The sequence below is a fragment of the Streptomyces sp. NPDC041784 genome, assembly GCF_055591025.1.
The window spans coordinates 202,280-223,205 of record NZ_JBVJAB010000010.1 but is presented as its reverse complement, the minus strand read 5'-3'; the positions used below and the strand labels follow the sequence as shown (position 1 = coordinate 223,205).

Genomic DNA, 20,926 nt, shown 5'->3' with positions numbered 1-20,926 from the left:
CCTTTCCCACGGGACCGGGAGCCCGACACGGTGCGGATGGTTCGAGTACGGTCCCGGACTGGTGCTTCGCCGCCAGACTGCCATCACAGGGCCGGTCACGGGGAGCGATCCACCAAGATATGCATATATCTGTCGCCCGATGCGGTGAACTCTGCCAGGGCGGACCGTACGGGGACGTCCCGTGAGGAGTAGGAGGAGCCCATGCAGCACGGTCCCGCGGTGCGCCGCCGGAAACTGGGCGCCGAACTGCGCACGCTGCGCACCCAGGCGGGCCTCACAAGTGGTGAGGCGGCCCGGCTCGTGGGCTGGCACCAGTCGAAGGTGAGCCGCATCGAGACGGGCACCAGCGGTACGAAACCGGCCGATGTGCGGTTACTGCTCGATACCTACGGTGTGGCCGACGCACGTCTGCGGGAGCTGATGATGGCGCTGGCGGGCTCCGACGGCGGGGGCGGGGAGCGCGACCACTGGTGGCACGCCTACCGCGGGATCCTGCCGCCCGCCTACCGGGACTTCATCAGCCTGGAGTCCCAGGCCACCGCGATGCGCACGCTGGAGACGACGGTGGTGCCGGGGCTGCTCCAGACCCCCGCGTACGCGCGCGCCGTGACCCGGGCCTCGGTGGAGGGCGTCGACGAGGGACAGCTCGACCGTCTGGTGGAGGTCCGGCTGGCCAGGCAGGACGTACTGCGCGGCCGGCCGCCGCTGGAGCTGAGCGCGGTGCTGGACGAGGCGGTGCTGCGGCGGGAGGTGGGCGGACCCGAGGTGATGGCGGACCAGCTCCGCCGGTTGACGGAGGCGGCGCGACTGCCCCAAGTCCGGCTCCAGGTACTGCCGTTCGCCGCCGGGGCGCACATCGGAGTGACCGGTCCGTTCGTTATCTTGTCATTTTCGAGCACTTCTGATCTGGATGTGGTTGTACTCGACCACTTGACGAGTAGCCTCTATCTCGAACGGAAAGAAGACCTCCAGGCCTACACCGAGGCCTTCAACGCCCTTCGGGCGCAGGCCCTTTCGCCCGAGGACTCACTCGATCACCTCGCCGCGCTGGCCGACGGCGCGTAAGGAGGCACCATGACGGCACCGCCTCGGAACGTCCCCTCCAGCACCGATCCCGACGATCTCCCCGGCGTGTGCTGGCTGCGCAGCAGCTACAGCACGGGAGCGAACAACTGCGTCGAGACCGCCCGTCCGGCCGCCGGGCCATGGGCCGGACTGCTCGCCGTACGCGACTCCAAGGACCCGGCCGGGCCCGCCCTGCTCTTCTCCCCCGAGAGCTGGTCGGGATTCACCGCCGCGTTCCACTGAGCCCGCCCTGATCCGTCAGCGGCGACCCACGGCCGTGTCACGCCGACTCATGGTCGTGTCTCGTCGATCACCCGTACAGCGCGTTCCAGCTCGGCCCCGGAGAGGTCCGCGCGGGCGGTCAGCCTGAGGCGTGAGATGCCGTCGGGCACGGACGGCGGACGGAAACAGCCCACGGCCAGTCCGGCCGACCGGCAGTCCGCCGCCCACCGCACGGCCCCCTCCGGGGACGGGGCGCGCACGGAGACGACCGCGGCGTCCGGCCGTACGGCCGCCAGGCCCGCCGCCGTCAGCCGCGTGTGCAGCTCGTCCGCCACCTCACGCGCGCGCGCCGCCCGCCGGGGCTCGCGGCGCAGCAGCCTGAGGGCCGCGAGGGCCGCGCCGGCCGCCGCCGGGGCGAGGCCGGTGTCGAAGATGAACGTCCGGGCCGCGTTGACCAGATGGTCGATCACGCGCGCGGGGCCGAGCACGGCGCCGCCCTGGCTGCCCAGCGACTTGGACAGCGTGACCGTGACGACCACGTCGTCCGCGCCCGCGAGGCCCGCCGCGTACGGGGCGCCCCGGCCGCCGTCACCGAGCACGCCGAGCCCGTGCGCGTCGTCGACGACCAGCCCGGCGCCGTGCTCCCGGCAGGCGGCCGCGAGGGCGGCCAGCGGGGCGGCGTCGCCGTCGACCGAGAAGACCGTGTCGGAGACCGCCACGGCGGGCCCGTCGTGCGTGCCGAGCGCCTTGCGCACGGCGTCCGGGTCGGCGTGCGCGACGACCTGGGTGGTACCCCGGGCCAGCCGGCAGCCGTCGATGAGCGAGGCGTGGTTGCCCGCGTCGGAGACGATCAGCGAGCCGTGCGGGGCGAGCGCGGTGACCGCGGCGAGGTTGGCCGCGTACCCGGAGGAGAAGACCAGCGCGGCCTCGAAGCCGCAGAAGTCCGCCAGCTCCCGCTCCAGTTCGCCGTGCAGCTCGGTGGTGCCGGTGACCAGCCGGGAGCCGGTGGCGCCGCCGCCCCAGGTCCGGGCGGCCGCCGCGGCCCCCTCGGCGACCTCGGGATGGCGGGCCAGGCCGAGGTAGTCGTTGCTCGCGAGATCGAGCAGCGGCGAGTCGGCCGGCCGGGGCCGCAGCGTCCGTACGAGCCCCGTCCGGCGGCGCAGCTCCGCCTGCTCGTCGATCCAGCCGAACGCCATGGCTCCTCCGGGGGCTTTTGTAGGTAGCGGACAGACCCTAGCGGCAGCGACCGCTGCCCACGGTGTGGCAATACCCACACGTCGAACCGGGTGTGTTGTGTGATCCCTACCTTGGCCCGAGGCGGGTCGGTAGGACAGGATCGGCTCTCATGGACCTGCTGAACACGCTGGTGGACAAGGGGCTTCGGCGCGAGCCGCCGACCCGCGAGGAAGCCCTGGCCGTCCTCGCCACTTCCGACGACGACGTGCTGGACGTGGTGGCCGCGGCCGGGAAGGTGCGCCGCCACTGGTTCGGGCGACGGGTGAAACTGAACTACCTCATCAACATGAAGTCGGGGCTGTGCCCCGAGGACTGCTCGTACTGCTCCCAGCGGCTCGGCTCGACCGCCGGGATCCTGAAGTACACCTGGCTGAAGCCGGACGAGGCGTCCCAGGCCGCCGCGGCGGGGCTCGCCGGGGGCGCCAAGCGGGTCTGTCTGGTGGCGTCCGGGCGCGGCCCGACGGACCGGGACGTGGACCGGGTCTCCGACACCATCAAGGCCATCAAGGACCAGAACGAGGGCGTCGAGGTGTGCGCCTGTCTGGGCCTGCTCTCCGACGGCCAGGCCGAGCGGCTGCGCGAGGCGGGCGCGGACGCCTACAACCACAACCTGAACACGTCCGAGGCGACGTACGGGGACATCACGACCACCCACACGTACGCCGACCGGGTGGACACGGTGCAAAAGGCGCACGCGGCGGGGCTCTCGGCCTGCTCCGGTCTGATCGCCGGCATGGGCGAGTCGGACGAGGACCTGGTGGACGTGGTCTTCTCGCTGCGCGCGCTGGACCCGGACTCGGTGCCGGTGAACTTCCTCATCCCGTTCGAGGGCACCCCACTGGGCAAGGAGTGGAACCTCACCCCGCAGCGCTGTCTGCGCATCCTGGCGATGGTCCGGTTCGTCTGCCCGGACGTCGAGGTCCGTATCGCGGGCGGCCGCGAGGTCCATCTGCGCACGCTCCAGCCGCTGGCCCTGCACCTGGCCAACTCGATCTTCCTCGGTGACTACCTCACCAGCGAGGGCCAGGCCGGCAAGGCCGACCTGGAGATGATCGCGGACGCCGGCTTCGAGGTGGAGGGCGCGGGCGAGGTGACGCTGCCGGAGCACCGGGTGGCGGCGGGCGGGGGCGGCGGCTGCGGTTCGCACGCCGAGGCCGGCTGCGGGTCCGGGTGCGGGTCCCACGAGGGTGCGGGCTGCGGGTCGCACGAGGGCGGCGGCGGTGTGTGCGGTTCCGTGCCGGCCGCGGCGCCCGCGGAGTCCGCTCCGGTGGCCGCGACGGCGGCCGGTGAGGCGCGTACCGACCTGGTCGCCGTACGCCGCCGCGGTACCGGTACCGATCTCGCGCCCAATGCCTGAGCTGCCCGTCGCGGAGCTGCTGGAACTGGACCGGCGGCATGTGTGGCATCCGTACGGTCCGATGCCCGGCCGGGCCGAACCGCTCGTCGTGGAGTCGGCGAGCGGGGTCCGGCTGCGGCGGGCGGACGGCTCGGGCGAGCTGGTCGACGGCATGTCGTCCTGGTGGTCGGCGATCCACGGCTACAACCACCCGGTGCTCAACGAGGCCGCGCGGGAGCAGCTCGGCCGGATGAGCCATGTGATGTTCGGCGGGCTCACGCACGAGCCGGCCGTGCGGCTGGCGAAGCATCTTGTCGACCTGTCACCCGAGGGCCTGGAGCATGTCTTCCTCGCCGACTCGGGGTCCGTGTCGGTCGAGGTCGCGGTGAAGATGTGCCTGCAGTACTGGCGCTCGCTGGGCCGCCCGGACAAGCGGCGGCTGCTGACCTGGCGCGGCGGCTACCACGGCGACACCTGGCAGCCGATGTCCGTGTGCGACCCCGACGGCGGGATGCACGACCTGTGGACCGGGGTGCTGCCCCGCCAGCTCTTCGTGGGCCCGCCTCCGGTGGAGTACGAGGAGGCCTACGCCGACGAGCTGCGCGCGACGATCGAACGGCACGCCGGTGAGCTGGCCGCGGTGATCGTGGAGCCGGTGGTGCAGGGCGCGGGCGGGATGCGGTTCCACTCCCCCGGGTATCTGCGGGTGCTGCGCGAGGCGTGCGACGCGCACGACGTGCTGCTGGTGTTCGACGAGATCGCGACCGGGTTCGGCCGTACGGGCGCGCTGTTCGCGGCGGAGCACGCGGCGGTGTCGCCGGACGTGATGTGCGTGGGCAAGGCGCTGACCGGCGGTTACCTCACGATGGCGGCGACCCTGTGCAGCGCCCGGGTGGCCGACGGGATCTCGCGGGGCGAGGTGCCGGTGCTGGCGCACGGCCCGACGTTCATGGGCAACCCGCTCGCCGCGGCCGTGGCCTGTGCCTCGATCGAGCTGCTGCTGGGCCAGGACTGGCTCGCGGAGGTCAAGCGGATCGAGGCGGGCCTGCGGGAGGGTCTGGCGCCGGCCGCCGCGCTCCCCGGCGTGAAGGACGTCCGGGTCCTCGGAGCCATCGGGGTCGTGCAGCTCGACCACGAGGTGGACATGCGGGCCGCCACCGAGGCCGCCGTGCGGGAGGGGGTGTGGCTGCGGCCGTTCCGCGACCTGGTCTACACGATGCCCCCGTACGTCACCGGCGACGCCGACGTGGCACGGATCGCGCGCGCGGTGTGCGCGGCGGCACGGGAGGGGTGAACATGCCGATCCTGGTGATCACGGGGACCGGCACGGAGGTCGGCAAGACCGTCACGACGGCGGCCGTCGCCGCGTCCGCGCTCGCGGCGGGCCGTTCGGTGGCCGTCCTGAAGGCCGCGCAGACCGGCGTACGGCCGGACGAGCGCGGGGACGCGGACGAGGTCGCGCGGCTCGCGGGCGCGGTGACGACGGCCGAACTGGCCCGCTATCCGGAGCCGTTGGCCCCGGCGACGGCCGCCCGGCGGGCGGGGCTGGCGCCGGTGCGGCCGTACGACGTGGTGGTGGCGGCGCAGAAGCTCGCCACGGAGCACGACCTGGTGCTGGTCGAGGGGGCGGGCGGGCTGCTCGTACGCTTCGACGAGGCGGGCGGGACGCTGGCCGACGCGGCTCAGGCACTGCGGGCGCCGGTGCTGGTGGTGGCCACCGCCGGCCTGGGCACGCTGAACACCACCGAGCTGACGGCCCGTGAACTGCGCGCCCGGGGCGTGGAGTTGCTGGGGGTGGTGATCGGCGGCTGGCCCGACTCCCCCGATCTGGCGATGCGGTGCAATGTGACCGACCTGCCGGAGGTCGCGGGCGCCCCGCTGCTGGGGGCGCTGCCGATGGGGGTGGGCGCGCTGTCGCCCGCCGGCTTCCGTACGGCGGCGCCCGGTTGGCTGGCGCCGCGGCTGGACGGGACGTGGGAGGCGGACGCGTTCCGGGTGCGGGCGGCGGTTCAGGAGCCGTCCGCCTGACCGTCCGTCGTCGCGAGGAGGCGGACGAGTTCGATCCGGGAGCGGATGCCCAGGCGGGTGAAGACGCCCCGCAGATGGTGGTCGATGGTGCGGGGGCTGAGGGCGAGGCGGGCGGCGATCTCGCGGTTCGTGGCGCCCTCGGCGGCCATCCGGGCGACCAACATCTGCTGCGCGGTCAGGCGGACGGCCGGGCTCTCGCTCGCGCGCGCCGGTCCGGCCGGGGCGCCGAGGGCACGGAGTTCGGCGCGGGCTCCCTCGGCGCAGTGCGGGGCACCGAAGGACTCGAACGCCTCCAGGGCGCTGTGCAGCCGGTCGCGGGCCTCCGCGCGGTGCCGCAGCCGGCGCAGAGCGCTGCCGAACAGCAGTTCCGTGCGTGCGCGTTCGAAGGCGCGGGTGCCGTCGGCGTGCAGGTCGAGGGCGGTGCGGTAGTGCTCGACGGCGTCGGCGCCCGGGGTGAGCAGGGCCCGGCAGCGGGCGCTGAGCGCGAGGTCGTCGGGGCTGGCGACGGCGCGGGCCCAGCGGTCGTAGTCGGCGTGCGCGGCCCGGGCGATCCGGGTGTCGCCGGTGCGGACGGCGGCCTCGACGTAGTGCGGGGTGGCCAGGTGGCGGATGGCCCGGTGACCGTGTCCGGGACCGGAGGCGGCGAGGGCGCGCAGCCGGGCCGCGGCGGCGTCGAACCGGCAGGCCCCGAGGTCCAGGAAGGCGAGCGCCCACTGGGCGAGCGCGGCGGGCAGCCCGAGCCCGTGCGTCAGGGCGTACGCCCGGGCGGCCGCCGCGCGCTCCCGGCACAGGTCGCCGTCGCCGGTGAGCGCGGCGAACATCGCGAGGGCGGCCTGGAGATGGCAGGCGCCGTTGTCCTGCCCGGTGGTGTACGCCTGCCGCAGCGCGTCCAGGGCGGTGGCCTCGGCGGCGCGCGGGCGGCCGGTCCAGAAGTCGGCGTAGGCGCGGAACTCCATCGCCTGTGAGACGGCGTCCGTGACGCCCCGGGCGCGGGCGGCCGCCGCCGACCGGACGGTGGCGGTGGCGGCGCGGGTGTGGTCCCCGAGCATCAGCGCGGCGATCCCCGCGTGCAGGAGGTCGGTGGGGTCGCCCCCCGGCCCGCACCGCCCGGCGGTCGCCTCCAGCAGATTGCGGGCGTCCTCGTAGCGCCCGTCGACGGCGGCGACCATCCCGCCCAGCACGCCCGGCGGCACGATGCCCAGCCCGCGCGCGACCCTCACCGCCTCCCGGCACCGCCGCAGATCCCCGGTGTAGACGGCGGCTTCGGCGGCTCGGGCCAGCAGGTGGGTGGCCGTCGGGACGGGAGCGGCGCAGGAGGTGACTTCGGCGTCGGTGCCGGCCGGGTCGGGCTCCGCGGTCGCCGCGTCCGGTCCCGTCCCCTGGGCCGCGCCCGCCAGCAGGGCGTCGAAGGCCTCCGCGGCGGGGCCGGTCCGCAGGGTGAGGAGGGCGGTCAGGGGTTCGGTGTGGGTGTGGGCGGCCAGGGTGCGGGCCCGGTCGGGGGCGCCGGCGTGCCAGGCGTCGGAGGCGGCGTGGGCGAGGAGGCGGGACTTCTCGCGCGGGTCCGGGGAGAGCGCGGCGGCGCGTTCGGTGAGGGCGGCGGCCAGGGGCGGGTCGCCGGCCCGGCGGGCCCGGGCGGCCGCCGCCGTCAGTTCGGCCGCGAGCCGCCCGCTGGGGCCGAGCGCGCCCGCGCCCCGGTGCCAGGACCGGCGGGGCAGCTCGGCCTCGTCGTGCAGGACGCGGGCGAGCAGCCGGTGGACGTCACGCCGGTCGGCCGGGGCGGCCGTCTCGTACGCGGCGATCCGGGTCCAGGGGTCACGGAAGCCGACCCCGCCCGCGGTGGCGCAGGCGATGCCGGCGCTCTCGGCGGCGTCCAGCGGCCGGGTGTCGAGCCGGGCGGCGGCGACGGCCCGCAGGAAGGCGTGGGTGGCCACCGGGTACTGGTCGGCGGCGGCGAGCAGGAGCAGCAGCCGGGTGTCGTCCGGCAGCGAGCGGATCTCCCGGCGGTGGGCGCGCAGCACCTCGGGCGCCAGTTCCGCGGGGTCGGTCGGCAGCGGGTCGAGGCCGGCCGCCTGGCGTTCGGTGAGGCGTCCGGCGAGTTCGGCGGCGGCGCGCGGATCGCCGTGCACGAGGCGCAGCACGCGCAGCCGTACTCCCTCGGGGAGTACGGAAACCGGACGCGGCCCCGCGGCCGTGAGCGGCGGTGGCGAAGTGCGGTCGAGGGGTGGGGGGTTCACCGGAGTCACCACCCAACTGACGTTACTGGCGAGTTTCTTGAACAGTAAAGACCGGCGATTTCACCGATGCGGCGCGCGTAGACCCGCCCGGACACTCCTGGCAACCCCACCTGTTTCAGGAGGCATCATGCAGGGCCGCATGCGTCGCATCACCACAGCCGCTTCGGCCGTGGTCTCTTCTCTCCTTCTGTCACTGTCGGTCTCCGCCCCCACGGCACACGCGGCGACCCACGACCCCATCGTCTTCGTCCACGGCATCAGCAGCTCGTCGAGCAGCTGGGACGAGTGGGTGGACGCCTTCGAGGCCGACGGCTACACGGCCGCCGAGCTGGACGCCTGGTCGTACAGCTGGTCCCAGTCGAACGTCACGACCGCCTCGAAGCTGGCCACCGAGATCAAGAACGTGCTGGCCCGCACCGGTGCGAGCAAGGTCGACGTGGTCGTCCACTCCATGGGCACGCTCAGCTCCCGCTACTACCTGAAGAACCTCGGCGGTACGGCGTACGTGGACGACTTCGTCTCCGTCGCCGGCACCAACCACGGGACCTCGACCGCCTCGCTGTGCAGCTGGTTGTATACGTCCTGCGCCGAGATGACGACCGGGAGTTCCTTCCTCACGGCGCTCAACTCCGGTGACGAGACGCCGGGCAGCGTGTCGTACGCGACCTACTGGTCGAACTGCGACGAGGCGATCAACCCGGACTCCTCGGCGCTGCTGAGCGGGGCAACGAACGTCGGCGTCGGGTGTGTCTCGCACACCGACATGAACAACGACCTGGGCATCTACGAGCAGGTGCGCGCCTTCGTCCAGTAGTGCGCGCGTTCGTCCATTCAGTGCGCGCGTTCGTCCAGTAGCGCGCGTGCGGACAGCGGGGGTGCGGCGGGACGGCACGGGGGAGAATCCGGGTAGGCCCGTTCCTGCCCGGGAGGTCGCCATGCCGATACGGTCCGCCGGCTCCGGCCGGGTGTCCGGTGATCCCGTCCACCACCCGTTGTTCGCCCGCTGCTACGCCCGGTTCAGCACCGCCGCGGAGACCCGCGGGGGCCTGTCCGCCGTACGGGACCGGCTGCTGGCCGGGATCTCCGGCCGAGTCATCGAGATCGGCGCGGGCAACGGGCTGAACTTCGCGCACTACCCGGCGGCCGTCTCCGAGGTCGTCGCGATCGAGCCGGAGGGCCGGCTGCGGCAGCTGGCCCGGGAGGCGGCCCTGCGCGCCGGGGTGCCCGTCGACGTCGTCCCGGGCGTCGCGGAGGCGCTGCCGGTCAAGAGCGAGGCCTTCGACGCGGCGGTGGTCTCGCTGGTGCTGTGCAGCGTGCGGGACGTGCCGCGGGCGCTCGGCGAGCTGCGGCGGGTGCTGCGGCCCGGGGGCGAGCTGCGGTTCCTGGAGCACGGGCCGGGCGGCGGCCGGGTGATGCGCCTCACCCAGCGCGCGCTGGACCGCACGGTGTGGCCCCCGCTCGTCGGCGGCTGTCACCTCACCCGCGACACGGTGTCCGCGCTGCGGGACGCCGGCTTCGAACTCGGGCCCTACCGGCGGCTGACGCTGCCCGAGAACGGGCCGAGGCTGCCGTACTCCTTCTGTGTGCTCGGCAGCGCCGTGCGGCCCTCATAGGCTCCAGCGGCGCAGTTCGCGTGCGATGTCGTGGACGGTCACCTCGCCGCTCTTGACCAATCGGGCCAGGTCTCGGACCTGTTCGGGCGAGGTGGCCATCTTCAGGCCGCTGGCGACGAGGTAGGCGTACGCGACGGCGCAGGCGAACAGCGCGTTCGACCGCTCCAGCGCCGGCACGTGGATGAGGAGTTGGAGCAGGGCGGCCGCGCGGGCGGGGGCGTCGTCGTAGACGGGGACGTCGAAGATCTCGGCCTGGTGGCGGGCGACCGCCGCGACCAGGGCGCCCCAGTCGGTGACCTGGGGGTCCCCGGGGGTCTTCTGTTCGGCGAGCATGAGGAGCCAGGCGAGGTCGATCCGGAGGTCGCTCAAGGGATCAGCGGCGACCTTCGCGCGCGCCGCCCTCGGACGTCTCGGCCGCGTGGGCCCCGTCACGTGCCCCGCCCTCGCGGTCCGCGCCGAACTCCTCCGCGAAGACGCCCTCGTACTGCTTCATGAAGTCGGCCGCGGCCTCCACGAAGGTGTGCCCGACTTCTCCGGCGTCCCGTCTGACCAGCTCCTCGATGTAGCGGTTGACGCTCATGCCGCGGGCCGTGGCCCGCTCCCGGGCGGCCTGGGCCGTGCCCTCGTCGACGCGTACGTTCAGCTGGGTCTTCGCCATACCTCGACGCTAGCGCCGGTTCGCTAGCAGCGGCAAGGGCGCACTGGAAGCGAAAAGTGATACCGGGTGTGGGCCGGGTCACACTACCCTCGGCCGGACAGAGTGGAAGAAACAAGCCGATCCAGTCCGCGTGAGCGAGGAGGCAGTCTTGTCCACACCTGCTGCGGGGCCCGCCCCCGGCCCGGCCTCGGCCGACGGCACCGCGGCCCGCGCCCGCGGGCTGACGAAGGCGTACGGCTCGGGCGAGACCGCGGTGCTCGCCCTGGACTCGGTGGACGTGGCCATCGCGCGCGGCCGGTTCACCGCGGTCATGGGGCCCTCGGGTTCCGGGAAGTCCACGCTGATGCACTGTCTGGCGGGTCTGGACACCGTCTCGGCCGGTGAGGTGTGGATCGGCGACACCGAGATCACCGGGCTGAAGGAGCGGGAGCTGACCCGGCTGCGGCGTGACCGGATCGGGTTCATGTTCCAGTCGTTCAACCTGATCCCGACGCTGAACGCGGCGGAGAACATCACGCTGCCGATGGACATCGCCGGGCAGAAGCCCGACCAGGAGTGGCTGGACCGGATCATCGGCACGCTGGGGCTGCGCGACCGGCTGAAGCACCGGCCGTCGCAGCTCTCCGGCGGCCAGCAGCAGCGGGTGGCCTGCGCCCGGGCACTCGCCTCCCGCCCCGAGCTGATCTTCGCCGACGAGCCGACCGGCAACCTGGACTCACGGGCCGGTCTGGAGGTGCTGGGCATCCTGCGCGAGGCCGTCGACACCCTGGGCCAGACGGTCGTCATGGTCACCCACGACCCGAACGCCGCCGCCCACTCCGACCTGGTGCTCTTCCTGGCGGACGGCCGGATAGTGGACGAGATGGCCGAGCCCACGGCACAGGCGGTGCTGGAACGGATGCGCCTGTTCTCCACGGGCGGCGCCCAGGTCCTCGGGGGCGGCACCGAGGCCACCCCCGCCACCTCCGCCGAGGAGGAGTGAGCAGGTGCTGAAGGCGACGCTCAGGAGTTTCCTCGCGCACAAGGGACGGCTGCTGCTGTCGGCCCTCGCCGTCGTGCTGTCCGTGGCGTTCGTCGCGGGCAGTCTGATCTTCTCGGACACGGTGACCCGTACCTTCGACCGGCTCTTCGCGTCCACGGCGGCGGACGTCACGATCGAGCCGAAGGACGACCTCGACGCCTCCGTGCCGACCGGCGCGGTGCAGACCCTGCCCGCCTCCCTCGCCGCCCGAGCGGCCCGCGTCCAGGGCGTCGAGTCGGCCCACCCGGACGTGGGCGTGGAGAACATCACGGTCGTCGACAGCGAGAACGAGTCCGTCGGACCGACCACCGGCGCGCCCACCATCGCCGTCGACTGGAACGTCACCGACCGCAGCCCGGTGAAGCTCACCTCCGGGCATGCCCCGCGCGGGGCCGGACAGGCGCTGCTGGACGCGGACACGGCAGACAAGAAGCACGTGGACATCGGCGACACGCTCACCGTGATGGCCCAGCCCGGCTCCTTCCGGGTCGAGGTGGTGGGCATCGCCACCTTCACCACCACCAACCCGGGCGCGGCGCTGGTCTACCTCGACCCGAAGGTCGCCGCGGCCGAGCTGCTGGGCTCCGCCGACCTGGCCACCAGCATCTCCGTCGACGCGGCACCGGGTGTGACCGACGCCGAGCTGAAGCGCCGGGTGACGGCCGCGCTCGGCTCCGGTCCGTACGACGTACGGACCGCCGACGAGCAGGCGAAGTCCTCGGCGGAGTCCCTGGGCGGGTTCCTCGACGTCATCAAGTACGTGATGCTCGGCTTCGCCGGGGTCGCGGTGCTGGTCGGCGTGTTCCTGATCGTCAACACCTTCTCGATGCTGATCGCCCAACGGACCCGCGAGCTGGGCCTGCTGCGCGCGCTGGGCGCCGACCGCCGTCAGGTACGGCGGTCCGTGCTCACCGAGGCGGTGCTGCTCGGGCTGGTCGGCTCGACGCTGGGCCTGGCGGCCGGCATCGGGCTCGCCGCCGGGCTGATCAAGCTGATGAGCGTGTTCGGCATGAACCTGAAGACCACGGAGATGGCCGTCGGCTGGGCGACCCCGGTGTCGGCGTACGTCGTCGGCGTCGGCGTCACCTTCGTGGCGGCCTACCTCCCGGCCCGGCGCGCCGGCTCCGTCTCGCCGATGGCGGCCCTCGCGGACGCCGATGTCGCCGGAGTGGGCCGGCCGCTGAAGGTGCGCGCGGTGATCGGCTCGGTCGTCGGGGCGCTCGGCGCGGCCGCGCTGGTGGGCTGTGTGGCCTCATCCGAGACGGCGTCCGCGGCCTCCCTGCTGGGGCTGGGTGTGGTCCTGACGCTGATCGCGACCGTCATCGCGGGCCCGCTGCTGGTCCGTCCCGTGATCCGGGTGCTGGGCGGGGCCTTCCCCGCCCTGTTCGGCCCGGTCGGGCGGATGAGCCAGCGCAACGCACTGCGCAACCCGCGCCGCACCGGCGCCACGGCGGCCGCGCTCATGGTCGGCCTGGCCCTGGTGGGCGGCATGTCGGTGGCGAGCGCCTCGATGTCCAAGTCCTTCGACCAGCAGATCGACGAGACGCTCGGCGCCGACTTCGTGATCCAGAACGCCAACTTCACCCCGTTCTCCCAGGAGGTCACCGACGCGGTGCGCGGCACCGACGGCGTCGGGCTCGTCGTACGCCAGCGGTTCGCGCCGGTCGCCGTACGGCTGCCGGACGGGGACCGGGTCGAGACGACGGCCGCCGGGTACGACGACCGGGTCGACGACGTCGCCCATGTCACCTACGCCCAGGGCGACACGGCGGCCGCGCTGGCCGACGGCGCCATCGGCATGGACGTCGACTTCGCCAGGGACCACGGCGTGCGCGTCGGCAGTGTGCTGCCCGTCGAGTTCCCCGGCGACCGCACGACCTCGCTGAAGGTGGGTGCGCTCACCGACCAGGACTCCGCCGACGGGTTCGGGATGCGGGGCGGGCTGTTCTTCGGGATCGCGACCGTCGAGAAGTACGTGCCGGGCGGCCAGGACTCCGCGCTGTACGTGAACGCGGCCCCCGGGACGAGCGCCGACCAGCTGCGGCCCCGGCTGGAGCGGACCCTCGACGCGTATCCGCAGGTGCAGGCTCGCGACCAGGCCGACTACAAGGAGCTGGTGCACGACCAGATCGCCGTCCTGCTGTACCTGGTGTACGCGCTGCTCGGGCTGGCGATCGTCATCGCGGTGCTCGGCGTGGTCAACACCCTGGCGCTGTCGGTGGTGGAGCGGACCCGGGAGATCGGGCTGCTGCGCGCCATCGGTCTGGGCCGTCGGCAGCTGCGCCGGATGATCCGGCTGGAGTCGGTGGTGATCGCGGTCTTCGGCGCGGTCCTGGGGCTCGCACTGGGCCTGGTGTGGGGTGTGTGCATACAGCAGGTACTGGCGCTCCAGGGCATGAAAGCGCTGGCCATCCCGTGGGGCACTGTGGTCGCGGTGGTGATCGGCTCGGGGCTCGTTGGAGTCGTGGCAGCGTTGCTCCCGGCGATGCGTGCATCCCGCATGAACGTGCTGGCGGCGATCGCCCACGAGTGATGGAATCGCGACGAATGCTCAAGTCGGTTGTTGCTGAGGAGAGTTCATGTCGCGTCCGTTCCGTTTCGGGGTCAACCTGGTCGAGCCCTCGCCCGCCGCCGAGTGGCGCGCCAAATGCCGCCGGGCCGAGGCGCTGGGTTACGACGTGCTGCTGGTCCCCGACCATCTGGGGATGCCCGCGCCGTTCCCCGCGCTGATCGCGGCCGCCGAGGCGACCGAGCGGCCCCGGCTCGGCACCTCCGTGCTCAACGCGGGGTTCTGGAACCCGGCGTTGCTCGCCCGGGAGGTGGCCACCACGGACGCGCTGACCGGCGGCCGGCTCGAACTCGGGCTCGGCACCGGGTACGTACGGGCGGAGCACGACGCGGCGGGGCTGCCGTGGGGGTCGCCGGGCGAGCGGGTGGACCGGCTGCGGCGGACGGTGGAGGAGCTGGACCGGCTGCTCGGCTCGGACGACTTCCGGCCGCGGCCGGTGCAGGAGCCGCGGGTGCCGGTCCTGATCGGCGCCAACGGCGACCGCATGCTGCGGCTGACCGCCGAGCACGCCGACATCGCCTCGTTCACCGGCCGGTACCTGGTGCCGGGGAGCACCTCGGGGCAGCTCGCCCCGATCTCGGCCGAGCGGTTGGACGAGCGGGTGGCGCGGTACCGGGAGCTGGCCCGGGGGCGCAAGGAGGAGGCGGAGCTGAACCTCCTCGTCCACTGGGTGATCGTCACCGACGACCGGGAGGCCGCCGTCCACGGCCTCATGGACCGGATCCCGGACCTCACCCTGAAGCAGGCGATGGAGCTGCCCATCCTGCTGGTGGGCACCGAGGAGGAGATCGTCGCGCAGGTGCTGGCGCAGCGGGAGCGGTACGGGTTCTCGTACCTGACCGTGCTGGAGCCGTTCATGGAGGCCTTCGCGCCGGTCGTGGCGGCGCTGCGGGGGCGTTGAGCGCGGCCGGCCCCGCCCGCCGTCTCCGGACGGGTCGGCTCACGGCGGCGTCCGGATGCTGGAATTGCGCGCCCGCGCGGGGCTCGCGTGATGGGATCGCCGCATGTCTGATCTGCGGATACGGGCCGCGACGCCCGAGGACCTGGACACCGTGCTGGCCTTCTGGAAGGCCGCCGCCGAGGGGACGAGCATCAGCGACGACCGGGCCGGTGTGGAGCGGCTGGTCGCGCGCGACCCGCAGGCGCTGCTCCTCGCCGAGCTGGAGGGCGAGCTGGTCGGCACGGTGATCGCCGGGTTCGACGGCTGGCGGTGTCATCTGTACCGGCTGGCGGTGCACCCTGAGCGCCGCCGTCGCGGCATCGGGTCGGCGCTGCTCGCCGCCGCCGAGGAGCGGTTCGTCCGGCTGGGCGGGCGCCGCGGGGACGCGATGGTGCTCACCCGCAACGAGAACGCCCATCATGCCTGGCGCGCGGCGGGGTACACGCCCGAGGAGCGGTGGCGGCGCTGGACGAAGCCGCTCACCGGCTGATCGCCGACCGGTGGCCGGCCGAGCACCGGCCGGCCACCGACGGGCCACCGACCGGCCATGACGCTTTGCCGATCCTTTACCATGAGGGGACCGTACGCTCCGTACGGTCCCCTCTCCACGTCATGAAAGGTGTGAGCGTCCGCCCATGGGCGAGCCTCCCAGTAGCCGTGCGCGACATCGCGCGATCCTCCCCGCCCTGCCCGATCATGGGACGGAGGTGACCCGATGACGGAAGTGCTCCTGCTGCTGGTGGCGATCCTGCTGTCGTTCGCCTGCGGTGCCTTCGTCGCCGCCGAGTTCTCGCTGACCACGGTCGAGCGCAGCGAACTGGAGCGGGCGGTGGAGCGCGGCGAGCGCGGCGCGGCCGGAGCCCTCAAGGCCGTACGCACCCTCACCTTCCAGCTCTCCGGCGCCCAGCTCGGCATCACCGTGACCAACCTGGTCGTCGGCATGCTGGCCGAGCCGTCGATCTCCCGGCTGATCGCCGGGCCGCTGGAGTCGCTGGGGCTGTCGAGCAGCGCGTCGAGTTCGGTGGCGCTGGTGCTGGGCACGGCCCTGTCGACGGTGTTCCTGATGGTCGTCGGCGAGCTGGTGCCCAAGAACTGGGCGATCTCCTCGCCGCTGAAGGTCGCCAAGGGAGTGGGCAACGCGCAGCGCGTGTTCAGCGCCGCGTTCCGGCCCTTCATCAGCCACCTCAACAACACAGCGAACCGCATCGTGCGCCGCCTCGGCGTGGAGCCCACCGAGGAGCTGGCCGCCGCGCGCGGCCCCCAGGAACTGGCGGCCCTGGCCCGGCACTCCGCCCGGGAGGGCGCCCTGGAGGCCGACACCGCCGAACTGTTCGTGCGCACCCTGAACCTGGCCGACCTGACCGCGGAGAACGTGATGACCCCGCGCGTCCAGGTCGTCGCCCTCGACGCCCAGGCGACCTGCGAGGACGTGGCGAACGCGACCCGCGCGACCGGGCTGTCCCGCTTCCCCGTCTACCGGGGCACCCTGGACGCGGTCGTCGGCACCGCGCACATCAAGGACGCGCTGGCGGTCGCCGCCGGGCGCCGCCCCCGGATGCCCGTCTCGGAGATCATGCGCGAGCCGCTGCTGGTCCCCGAGTCGCTGACCGTGGACCGGCTGCTCGACCGGCTGTCCGGCAAGCGCACCATGGCGGTCGTCATCGACGAGTACGGCGGTACGGCGGGCGTGGCCACGCTGGAGGACATCGTCGAGGAGGTCGTCGGCGAGGTCCGCGACGAGCACGACCCGCACGAGACGCCCGACCTGGCCCCCGCGGGCACGGACGACACCGGCCGCGCCCTGTTCTCGGCCGACGGCGCCGCCCGGATCGACCAGCTCGCGCGCGTGGGCCTCGCGGCGCCCGAGGGGCCGTACGAGACGCTCGCCGGTCTGGTCGCCACCGAGCTGGGCCGGATACCGGCCGCCGGCGACACCGTCGAGGTCGCCGGCTGGCGCATGGACGTGGTGGACGCGTCCGGCCGGCGGGCCGCGCGCGTGCTGATGCACGCGCCGCTGGACGGCAACCACGTGGAAGGGGCGGACCGATGACCGCGGTACAGCTGCTGATCGCACTGGCGACCCTGGTCGTCAACGCCTTCTTCGTCGGCGCGGAGTTCGCGCTGATCTCCGTACGCCGGGACCAGATCGAGCCGTACGCCGAGCGGGGCGACCGGCGCGCCAAGAGTGTGCTGTGGGGCCTCCAGCACGTGTCGGCGCTGATGGCGGCCGCACAGCTCGGCATCACGCTGTGCACGCTGGTCCTCGGTGTGGTCGCCGAGCCGGCGATCGCGCATCTGCTGGAGCCGGCGTTCCACGCGATGGGCGTGCCCGAGGGCGCGGGCCATGCGGTGTCCTTCGTGATCGCGCTGGCGGTCGCCACCTATCTGCACATGCTGCTCGGCGAGATGGTGCCGAAGAACATCGCGCTCGCCGAGCCGGTGCGCAGCGCGCTGCTGCTGGGTCCGCCGCTGGTCACCCTGGCCCGGGCGCTGCGCCCGGTGATCTTCGCGATCAACGCGTTCGCGAACGCCCTGCTGAAGCTGATGCGCGTCGAGACGAAGAACGAGGTCGCCGCGGCCTTCTCCGACGCCCAGCTGGCCCAGATCGTCAGGGACGCGGGCGAGGCGGGTCTCATCGACGACCGCGCGCAGGAGCGGCTGCACGACGCCCTGCAGCTGGGCCGCCGACCGGTGCGGGACGTCGTCCTGCCACTGGAGCGGGTCGTGTACGCGCGTGTGGGTGTCACTCCGGAGGAGCTGGAGCGACTGGCGGCCGAGTCCGGGTTCTCCCGCTTCCCGGTGGTGGACGAGGGGCGCCGGATCGTCGGCTATCTGCATGTGAAGGACGCGCTGGACGCCTCGCCGCGGGACGAGCCGTTCCGGCTGCGGGACATGCGGCCCATCGCGCGCGTGCGGGAAGCGACACCGCTGGACGACGTGCTGACCGCGATGCGGGGCAGCCGTACGCACCTGGCGGCCGTGCTGGGCTCGGACGGGCGGCTGGCCGGGGTGGTGACCATGGAGGACGTGCTGCGGGAGCTGTTCGGGCAGCGGGCGTAGGGCACCCGGGACGGCATCCGGGACCGCGTCCCGGACGGGGAGACCGGGGAGACCGACCGAAGGGTATGGGCCTCGGGCTACCATCTATGTCGCCATGCAGACGAATCCCACACACAGCAGCCTGGTCGCGGTCGGCGACTCCTTCACCGAGGGCATGTCGGACGTGCTGCCCGACGGCTCGTACCGGGGCTGGGCGGACCTCCTCGCCTCACGGATGGCCGCCCGGACCCCCGGCTTCCGGTACGCCAACCTGGCGGTGCGCGGCAAGCTGATCGGGCAGATCGTCGCGGAGCAGGTGGAGGTGGCGGCCGCGATGAACGCGGACGTGATCACCCTGGTCGGCGGTCTCAACGACACCCTGCGCCCCAAGTGCGACATGGTCCGGGTCACGGACCTGCTGACGGAGGCCGTGGAGCGCCTGGCCCCCGCCTGCAAGCAGCTGGTGCTCATGCGCAGCCCGGGGCGCCAGGGACCCGTCCTGGCGCGGTTCCGGCCGCGCATGGAGGAGCTGTTCGCCTGTGTCGACGACCTCGCCGCCCGGCACGGCGCGCTGGTCGTCGACCTGTACGGCGCCCCCTCGCTCGGAGATCCGCGCCTGTGGGACGTCGACCGGCTGCATCTGACGCCCGAGGGGCACCGCCGGGTCGCCGAGGCGGTCTGGCAGTCCCTCGGCTACGACCCCGAGGACACGGAGTGGCGCACGCCGATGCCGGCGAGCCCCCCGCCCGGCTGGACGGCCCGCCGCGTCGAGGACGCCCGCTTCGCCCGGCAGTACCTGCTCCCGTGGATCGGCCGCCGGCTGACCGGCCGCTCCTCCGGCGACGGCCGACCCGCCAAGCGACCGGAGCTGCTGCCGTACGAGGAGCCGGCCGAGGGGGTCTCGTAGCTTCCTCCGAACGGCCCCCGGCGTCGACCTGCACGATTCGCCAGTAGAATCCGGTCACGTGACTTCTGCGCCCGCCAAGCCCCGCATCCCCAACGTCCTCGCCGGACGCTACGCCTCCACCGAGCTCGCCACGCTCTGGTCCCCCGAGCAGAAGGTGAAGCTGGAGCGTCAGCTCTGGCTCGCCGTGCTGCGGGCCCAGAAGGACCTCGGGATCGAGGTGCCGGACGCGGCGATCGCCGACTACGAGCGTGTCCTGGACACCGTCGACCTGGCCTCCATCGCCGAGCGCGAGAAGGTCACCCGGCACGACGTGAAGGCGCGGATCGAGGAGTTCAACGACCTCGCCGGGCACGAGCAGGTCCACAAGGGCATGACGTCCCGGGACCTCACGGAGAACGTCGAACAGCTCCAGATCCGGCTCTCGCTGGAGCTGGTCCGCGACCGCACGGTGGCGGTGCTGGCGCGCCTGGGCAAGCTGGCCGGCGAGTACGGCGAGCTGGTCATGGCCGGCCGCTCGCACAACGTGGCCGCGCAGGCCACCACCCTCGGCAAGCGGTTCGCGACCGCCGCCGACGAGCTGCTCGTGGCGTACGGCCGGGTCGAGGAGCTGCTCGGCCGCTACCCGCTGCGGGGCATCAAGGGCCCGGTCGGCACGGCGCAGGACATGCTCGACCTGCTGGGCGGCGACGCGGACAAGCTGGCCTCCCTGGAGCAGCGGATCGCCGACCACCTGGGCTTCTCGCAGGCGTTCACCTCGGTGGGCCAGGTCTATCCGCGCTCGCTGGACTACGAGGTCGTCACCGCGCTGGTGCAGCTGGCGGCGGCGCCGTCCTCGCTGGCGAAGACGATCCGGCTGATGGCCGGGCACGAGCTGGTGACCGAGGGCTTCAAGCCGGGCCAGGTCGGTTCGTCCGCGATGCCGCACAAGATGAACACCCGCTCCTGCGAGCGCGTCAACGGCCTGATGGTCATCCTGCGCGGGTACGCGTCGATGACCGGCGAGCTGGCGGGCGACCAGTGGAACGAGGGTGACGTGTCCTGCTCGGTGGTGCGCCGGGTCGCGCTGCCGGACGCGTTCTTCGCCCTGGACGGCCTGCTGGAGACGTTCCTGACGGTGCTCGACGAGTTCGGTGCCTTCCCGGCCGTCGTCGCCCGTGAGCTGGACCGCTACCTGCCGTTCCTCGCCACCACCAAGGTGCTGATGGGCGCGGTGCGCGCGGGCGTGGGCCGTGAGGTGGCGCACGAGGCGATCAAGGAGAACGCGGTGGCCTCCGCGCTGGCGATGCGCGAGCAGGGCGCCGAGCGCAACGAGCTGCTGGACAAGCTGGCCGCCGACGAGCGTCTGCCGCTCGACCGGGCTCAGCTGGACGCGCTGATGGCCGACAAGCTGTCCTTCACGGGCGCCGCGTCCGCGCAGGTCGCCCTGGTCGTCGCCCGGATCGAGGAGATCGTGAAGCAGCGTCCGGAGGCCGCCGGCTACACCCCCGGAGCGATCCTCTGACACGCTCGCCCCGCTTCACCCAGGCGGAGCTGGAGGCCGCCCGCGACCGTCTCGTACCGGACGTCGTCGCGGGCGGTCTGCGTGTGCTGTTCTGCGGGATCAACCCGGGGCTGATGACGGCGGCCACCGGCCATCACTTCGCCCGCCCGGGCAACCGCTTCTGGCCGGTGCTGCACCTCTCCGGTTTCACGCCGAGGCTGCTGAAGCCGGAGGAACAGCGCGAACTGCTGTCGTACGGGCTCGGCATCACGAACGTGGTGGCGCGGGCGACCGCGCGGGCCGACGAGCTGGGCGCCGAGGAGTACCGGGAGGGCGGCCGGCTGCTGGCGGAGAAGGTGCGGGAGCTGCGGCCCGCCTGGCTGGCGGTGGTGGGGGTGACCGCCTACCGGGCCGCTTTCGAGGAGCGGAAGGCCGGGGTGGGTCCGCAGGAGCGCCTCATCGGGGACACGCGCGTGTGGGTGCTGCCGAACCCCAGCGGGCTGAACGCGCACTGGACGGCGGCGACGATGGCGGAGGAGTTCGGGCGGCTGCGGGTGGCGGCGCGGGGCTGACGCCGG

At 73.3% G+C, this 20,926-nt stretch carries 20 protein-coding genes; 16 read left to right on the top strand and 4 right to left on the bottom strand.

Annotated features, from left to right (window positions below; genetic code table 11):
* The first annotated feature begins 201 nt into the window (after window positions 1-201).
* Both ACZ6D7_RS23325 and ACZ6D7_RS23320 read left to right on the top strand, forming a co-directional pair.
* Window positions 202-1,065, top strand: a complete 864-nt coding sequence (locus ACZ6D7_RS23325; protein ID WP_469493783.1) for a helix-turn-helix domain-containing protein — start codon at window positions 202-204, stop codon at window positions 1,063-1,065.
* A gap of 9 nt (window positions 1,066-1,074) precedes the next feature.
* Window positions 1,075-1,308 carry a DUF397 domain-containing protein gene (locus ACZ6D7_RS23320; protein ID WP_469493780.1) on the top strand — a complete coding sequence of 78 codons (234 nt, stop codon included), beginning with the start codon at window positions 1,075-1,077 and terminating at the stop codon, window positions 1,306-1,308.
* A gap of 47 nt (window positions 1,309-1,355) precedes the next feature.
* Here ACZ6D7_RS23320 and ACZ6D7_RS23315 read toward each other — a convergent pair whose 3' ends face one another.
* Window positions 1,356-2,483 (bottom strand): 8-amino-7-oxononanoate synthase, encoded by a 1,128-nt coding sequence (locus ACZ6D7_RS23315; RefSeq protein WP_469493777.1) that lies wholly within the window; start codon window positions 2,481-2,483, stop codon window positions 1,356-1,358.
* A gap of 149 nt (window positions 2,484-2,632) precedes the next feature.
* On the opposite strand from ACZ6D7_RS23315, the gene bioB reads away from it, so the two are divergent.
* The 3 genes from bioB to bioD are packed head-to-tail and all read left to right on the top strand — an operon-like array spanning window position 2,633 to window position 5,887.
* Window positions 2,633-3,880 carry a biotin synthase BioB gene (gene bioB, locus ACZ6D7_RS23310; RefSeq protein ID WP_469493774.1) on the top strand — a complete coding sequence of 416 codons (1,248 nt, stop codon included), beginning with the start codon at window positions 2,633-2,635 and terminating at the stop codon, window positions 3,878-3,880.
* Window positions 3,873-5,153 (top strand): adenosylmethionine--8-amino-7-oxononanoate transaminase, encoded by a 1,281-nt coding sequence (locus ACZ6D7_RS23305; RefSeq protein WP_469493773.1) that lies wholly within the window; start codon window positions 3,873-3,875, stop codon window positions 5,151-5,153. Before bioB ends, ACZ6D7_RS23305 begins: the two co-directional genes overlap by 8 nt.
* Window positions 5,154-5,155: 2 nt before the next feature.
* Window positions 5,156-5,887, top strand: a complete 732-nt coding sequence (bioD, locus tag ACZ6D7_RS23300) for a dethiobiotin synthase (RefSeq protein WP_469493770.1) — start codon at window positions 5,156-5,158, stop codon at window positions 5,885-5,887.
* Here the strand turns inward: bioD and ACZ6D7_RS23295 are convergent.
* Window positions 5,869-8,133, bottom strand: coding sequence for a helix-turn-helix transcriptional regulator (locus ACZ6D7_RS23295; RefSeq protein ID WP_469493768.1), 2,265 nt, complete (start codon window positions 8,131-8,133; stop codon window positions 5,869-5,871). The two genes, bioD and ACZ6D7_RS23295, sit on opposite strands and share 19 nt — an antisense overlap.
* A 115-nt stretch (window positions 8,134-8,248) precedes the next feature.
* Here ACZ6D7_RS23295 and ACZ6D7_RS23290 point away from each other — a divergent pair, with 115 nt between their 5' ends.
* The gene (locus ACZ6D7_RS23290) at window positions 8,249-8,935 is read left to right on the top strand and encodes an esterase/lipase family protein (protein ID WP_469493765.1); all 687 of its coding nucleotides are present in this window, start codon (window positions 8,249-8,251) and stop codon (window positions 8,933-8,935) included.
* A 121-nt stretch (window positions 8,936-9,056) separates the two neighbouring features.
* Window positions 9,057-9,734 (top strand): class I SAM-dependent methyltransferase, encoded by a 678-nt coding sequence (locus ACZ6D7_RS23285; protein ID WP_469493762.1) that lies wholly within the window; start codon window positions 9,057-9,059, stop codon window positions 9,732-9,734.
* Here ACZ6D7_RS23285 and ACZ6D7_RS23280 read toward each other — a convergent pair.
* On the bottom strand, window positions 9,729-10,103 hold the full coding sequence (locus ACZ6D7_RS23280) for a fic family toxin-antitoxin system, toxin component (protein ID WP_469493759.1): 375 nt from the start codon (window positions 10,101-10,103) through the stop codon (window positions 9,729-9,731). The two genes, ACZ6D7_RS23285 and ACZ6D7_RS23280, sit on opposite strands and share 6 nt — an antisense overlap.
* A gap of 4 nt (window positions 10,104-10,107) precedes the next feature.
* Window positions 10,108-10,392, bottom strand: coding sequence for a toxin-antitoxin system HicB family antitoxin (locus ACZ6D7_RS23275; RefSeq protein WP_469493756.1), 285 nt, complete (start codon window positions 10,390-10,392; stop codon window positions 10,108-10,110).
* A 148-nt stretch (window positions 10,393-10,540) separates the two neighbouring features.
* Between ACZ6D7_RS23275 and ACZ6D7_RS23270 the strand changes: the two genes are divergently transcribed.
* The 9 genes from ACZ6D7_RS23270 to mug all read left to right on the top strand — a co-directional run bounded on the left by ACZ6D7_RS23270 (window position 10,541) and on the right by mug (window position 20,920).
* Window positions 10,541-11,374 (top strand): ABC transporter ATP-binding protein, encoded by an 834-nt coding sequence (locus tag ACZ6D7_RS23270; protein WP_469493754.1) that lies wholly within the window; start codon window positions 10,541-10,543, stop codon window positions 11,372-11,374.
* A 4-nt stretch (window positions 11,375-11,378) separates the two neighbouring features.
* On the top strand, window positions 11,379-13,946 hold the full coding sequence (locus ACZ6D7_RS23265) for an ABC transporter permease (RefSeq protein ID WP_469493751.1): 2,568 nt from the start codon (window positions 11,379-11,381) through the stop codon (window positions 13,944-13,946).
* A gap of 46 nt (window positions 13,947-13,992) precedes the next feature.
* Entirely contained in the window at window positions 13,993-14,883 is an 891-nt protein-coding gene (locus ACZ6D7_RS23260; protein ID WP_469493748.1) for an LLM class F420-dependent oxidoreductase, read from the top strand.
* Between the two features lie 103 nt (window positions 14,884-14,986).
* Window positions 14,987-15,412, top strand: a complete 426-nt coding sequence (locus tag ACZ6D7_RS23255; protein ID WP_469493745.1) for a GNAT family N-acetyltransferase — start codon at window positions 14,987-14,989, stop codon at window positions 15,410-15,412.
* 225 nt (window positions 15,413-15,637) lie between these two features.
* A complete protein-coding gene (locus tag ACZ6D7_RS23250; RefSeq protein ID WP_469493740.1) occupies window positions 15,638-16,972 on the top strand; it encodes a hemolysin family protein in 1,335 nt (444 codons plus the stop codon).
* A complete protein-coding gene (locus tag ACZ6D7_RS23245; RefSeq protein WP_469493737.1) occupies window positions 16,969-17,982 on the top strand; it encodes a hemolysin family protein in 1,014 nt (337 codons plus the stop codon). Before ACZ6D7_RS23250 ends, ACZ6D7_RS23245 begins: the two co-directional genes overlap by 4 nt.
* A 94-nt stretch (window positions 17,983-18,076) precedes the next feature.
* The gene (locus ACZ6D7_RS23240; RefSeq protein ID WP_469493734.1) at window positions 18,077-18,868 is read left to right on the top strand and encodes an SGNH/GDSL hydrolase family protein; all 792 of its coding nucleotides are present in this window, start codon (window positions 18,077-18,079) and stop codon (window positions 18,866-18,868) included.
* A gap of 58 nt (window positions 18,869-18,926) precedes the next feature.
* Window positions 18,927-20,369, top strand: a complete 1,443-nt coding sequence (gene purB / locus ACZ6D7_RS23235; protein WP_469493731.1) for an adenylosuccinate lyase — start codon at window positions 18,927-18,929, stop codon at window positions 20,367-20,369.
* A complete protein-coding gene (gene mug / locus ACZ6D7_RS23230) occupies window positions 20,366-20,920 on the top strand; it encodes a G/U mismatch-specific DNA glycosylase (protein WP_469494126.1) in 555 nt (184 codons plus the stop codon). The genes purB and mug overlap by 4 nt, the downstream gene beginning before the upstream one ends.
* Window positions 20,921-20,926: the final 6 nt, after the last annotated feature.

Excerpts from the sequence above, each read along its gene's own strand:
- bioD (WP_469493770.1), top strand. The coding sequence starts at position 5,156 with ATGCCGATCCTGGTGATCACGGGGACCGGCACGGAGGTCGGCAAGACC.
- ACZ6D7_RS23260 (WP_469493748.1), top strand. The coding sequence starts at position 13,993 with ATGTCGCGTCCGTTCCGTTTCGGGGTCAACCTGGTCGAGCCCTCGCCC.
- ACZ6D7_RS23245 (WP_469493737.1), top strand. The coding sequence starts at position 16,969 with ATGACCGCGGTACAGCTGCTGATCGCACTGGCGACCCTGGTCGTCAAC.
- ACZ6D7_RS23305 (WP_469493773.1), top strand. The coding sequence starts at position 3,873 with ATGCCTGAGCTGCCCGTCGCGGAGCTGCTGGAACTGGACCGGCGGCAT.
- ACZ6D7_RS23315 (WP_469493777.1), bottom strand. The coding sequence starts at position 2,483 with ATGGCGTTCGGCTGGATCGACGAGCAGGCGGAGCTGCGCCGCCGGACG.
- bioB (WP_469493774.1), top strand. The coding sequence starts at position 2,633 with ATGGACCTGCTGAACACGCTGGTGGACAAGGGGCTTCGGCGCGAGCCG.
- ACZ6D7_RS23255 (WP_469493745.1), top strand. The coding sequence starts at position 14,987 with ATGTCTGATCTGCGGATACGGGCCGCGACGCCCGAGGACCTGGACACC.
- ACZ6D7_RS23285 (WP_469493762.1), top strand. The coding sequence starts at position 9,057 with ATGCCGATACGGTCCGCCGGCTCCGGCCGGGTGTCCGGTGATCCCGTC.
- ACZ6D7_RS23275 (WP_469493756.1), bottom strand. The coding sequence starts at position 10,392 with ATGGCGAAGACCCAGCTGAACGTACGCGTCGACGAGGGCACGGCCCAG.
- ACZ6D7_RS23325 (WP_469493783.1), top strand. The coding sequence starts at position 202 with ATGCAGCACGGTCCCGCGGTGCGCCGCCGGAAACTGGGCGCCGAACTG.
- ACZ6D7_RS23250 (WP_469493740.1), top strand. The coding sequence starts at position 15,638 with ATGACGGAAGTGCTCCTGCTGCTGGTGGCGATCCTGCTGTCGTTCGCC.
- ACZ6D7_RS23290 (WP_469493765.1), top strand. The coding sequence starts at position 8,249 with ATGCAGGGCCGCATGCGTCGCATCACCACAGCCGCTTCGGCCGTGGTC.
- ACZ6D7_RS23240 (WP_469493734.1), top strand. The coding sequence starts at position 18,077 with ATGCAGACGAATCCCACACACAGCAGCCTGGTCGCGGTCGGCGACTCC.
- ACZ6D7_RS23320 (WP_469493780.1), top strand. The coding sequence starts at position 1,075 with ATGACGGCACCGCCTCGGAACGTCCCCTCCAGCACCGATCCCGACGAT.